4 protein-coding genes are annotated in these 2,676 nt (G+C 47.8%); 1 reads left to right on the forward strand and 3 read right to left on the reverse strand.

Translation table 11 applies throughout. The features are described from left to right. Positions 1-70 precede the first annotated feature (70 nt). Together ACUVJL_RS22770 and ACUVJL_RS22775 are read right to left on the reverse strand one after the other, a co-directional pair. A complete protein-coding gene (locus ACUVJL_RS22770; RefSeq protein ID WP_445247916.1) occupies positions 71-319 on the reverse strand; it encodes a hypothetical protein in 249 nt (82 codons plus the stop codon). A 164-nt stretch (positions 320-483) separates the two neighbouring features. After that, positions 484-753, reverse strand: coding sequence for a hypothetical protein (locus ACUVJL_RS22775; protein ID WP_445247917.1), 270 nt, complete (start codon positions 751-753; stop codon positions 484-486). 254 nt (positions 754-1,007) lie between these two features. Between ACUVJL_RS22775 and ACUVJL_RS22780 the strand changes: the two genes are divergently transcribed. Then, positions 1,008-1,952 carry a hypothetical protein gene (locus tag ACUVJL_RS22780; RefSeq protein ID WP_445247918.1) on the forward strand — a complete coding sequence of 315 codons (945 nt, stop codon included), beginning with the start codon at positions 1,008-1,010 and terminating at the stop codon, positions 1,950-1,952. Positions 1,953-2,352: 400 nt separating this feature from the next. On the opposite strand, the gene ACUVJL_RS22785 is transcribed toward ACUVJL_RS22780, so the two are convergent. Continuing rightward, positions 2,353-2,475: a hypothetical protein gene (locus ACUVJL_RS22785; protein WP_445247919.1), complete on the reverse strand. Its 123-nt coding sequence runs from the start codon at positions 2,473-2,475 to the stop codon at positions 2,353-2,355. Positions 2,476-2,676 lie beyond the last annotated feature (201 nt).

The raw sequence follows: 2,676 nt of genomic DNA on the forward strand, positions 1-2,676 counted from the left end.
GGCGTCCCGCCCGTGCAAAAATGACGGGCGGGACGCCCATCCCACAATAACAAATAAAATTGTAAGTTATTTAATTAGCGATACTTAGTAGCTGGGGTGCTGGCGACTGCTGGCACTTCAATTTTCCCAGCAACTTCTGTCTGGCTGCTTTGCACTGCCTTGTCTGATACTTGGGAAGCCGGTTCGGCTGTGTCTGCTGCTGCCCGGGGTTCAGTACTTTACGGTTGACTGTACCATCACCTGCTAATTTCATCTCTCGATCGCCAGATTTGCTGGAGTTGCTCCCAGGGCGATCAACAACGGATTGTACGGGAGCCACCACTATCTGCCTCAAACTGACAACTGCCCAGAGTCCTCGCTTACGCCCGACTTAACAGACAGTTATAGGTAGGATTGTGGCTGCTTGTCGCATCCGTTACACAACTTTCGCTCCTGTTGTGTCAAGCTTTTTAACCTAACTTTAAACCTGCGGCCTCTAAGGGGCTATTTCCCCCGCCAGGAGTCGGGAACTGAGGCATCAAGGCTGGTAAATTTACCTCGTAACAGGCCAATTTCCGACTTGACCAATTTTGGTTTTCTGATGCCCCCAGCAGTCGAGACTTGGCTGGGCGATCGCCATTTTTGATACCGCCCGTCGGCGGGTTTAATTTCCCGCTCAATTAAAACAACTTTTTTGTTGCTTGAGTGCGGCTGCAATTGGTAGTGCTTAACCCGCTGTTGGCGCAGGGAAAGCTCTGTTGCTTGACAGACCAACTATATCGAAGATTCCTAGCGGTTTTAGCGATGTTTTTGCCGGCGGGCGCTCGGAGGAGTTTAGTGCTAAGCTGGCTAAAATGCAAAACTCGAAAATAGATCTGCTGTCAGAACAAAAAACCCAAACGCTGGGGGTAAGCAAGTTATACCATTTTCGCTTAAAGAATTGGGAGTAACTGATGACATAAAGGTTTGGAGCTTGGCTACACTTGGATTATTTTGGGTAACTGGTATTAGTAAAAAAGTGAGGTTTTATGGAAGATTTTGGTGTTATTATTGCTTGCTGTGACCAAGATTATTTGTTTGCAAAGGGTTGCTGTGCTAGCATCCGATATTTCCTGGGAGATGTTCCCATCTGCCTGTTGATTGACGGTACGTTTTCCGTGCTTCCCCTAGAAAAAGCTTACGGAGTGCGCGTCATTAATCACGATAGCGTCTCTGAGCCACTTCTGAGAAAAAGAAGCTTTGGTTGGGGAAAAAGTCATATGATTCCCTTTTGGGAAAGTCCTTGGCAAAATTTTCTCGTGATGGATGCAGATACAATTGTTTGGGGAGATGTCCTCAAATTGGCTAATTTTCAAGACTTCGACTTTATTATTGACCAGCCTAGTCACGATTACTCGGATGCGGATATCACGGAATTTTTCTTTGACATTCCGGGAGTCGAAAAGTATTTTCCAGATTTTCGTTGGCAAGACTATCGCTCTCGCTATGTCTGTCCAGGCACATTCTTTGGGAAGCGAGGTGTTTTCAGCTTAGAGGAGTATAGAAAGATTCTGGATTTTAATGATGAACATCCAGAGATATTTAAGTATGGAGACATGGGCTTTTTTAACCTGATGGTCTTCCGCGCCGCTCAAGAGGGCAAACTGCGGGTGCAGAATGTGGATATGCAGTTGTTGGTGCCGGATTTTGACCAGGATTTGCTGAGAAAGCGGTTTCCGGTTGAGTCAAGCGGACCTGCGGGCGATCGCACTCAGGGGACGGTGATTCACTGGTGCGGGCCGAAGCCAACTTTATCTAGTGGGAAAGTTTACTCGGAACCGATGAATTTTTGCCGCCGCAAGTGTCAGGAGGATGTTTGGAACCGCACGGGTTTGGCGGCGGAGATGTCGTTGCAAGTTGAGGATTTACAGCGATCGATCTACGTGTATAAGAATAAGTTTAAGAAGAAGTTTCGGCAGTTGACTGGTAAGTAGACTACTACTTGCGCGCCCGGGGCGAGAAACCGGGAATATCCCTAGATTTCTCGCCGCCAAATCCAGCTTTTTCTAATAGTGTTCGGTCAAGAGGCTTTTCTTAACCACACAGGATCGCCGATGAACTGAGATGTTAATTGGGGTTAACCTTCGAGAGGCAAAGTTGGGTTGGCCCGGCTGGGGGTAAAACTTGGCGGTGAACGCTTATTAGACCTCTTGCAAAAATAACTAGGACGGGCAAGATGCCCATCCCACAAGAGTTGTTTTTTCTTGTGAGACGGGCCGAAGAGCCCGTCCTATAAATTTATGAAAAGGACTTTTGCAAGAGGTCTATTTTGTGGCTTTCCCGCTGAGTTTGTCTTTCGACGGCGATCGCCTCAAATTCGACTTCCATACAGCCTTAGGCAATCTCTAACTCGACACTTGCTCCCACGCTTCCCAACCCGTTAGCTTTAAATTCGGTAATCCAGCGCGGCCCGTCGAGAATTAGGTAGGTTTGCCGATCGTACACCCAAACTTTCACATAGGATCGCGAATTAAATAACTTACAATTTTAATTGTTATTGTGGGATGGGCGTCCCGCCCGTCCAAAAAGGACGGGCGGGACGCCCATCCCACTTTCAAGAGTGGAAGTTTGGGTGTACGATCGGCAAACCTACCTAATTCTCGACGGGCCGCGCTGGATTACCGAATTTAAAGCTAACGGGTTGGGAAGCGTGGGAGC

It is taken from the genome of Microcoleus sp. OTE_8_concoct_300 (genome assembly GCF_031383065.1).
Classification (GTDB): domain Bacteria; phylum Cyanobacteriota; class Cyanobacteriia; order Cyanobacteriales; family Microcoleaceae; genus Microcoleus.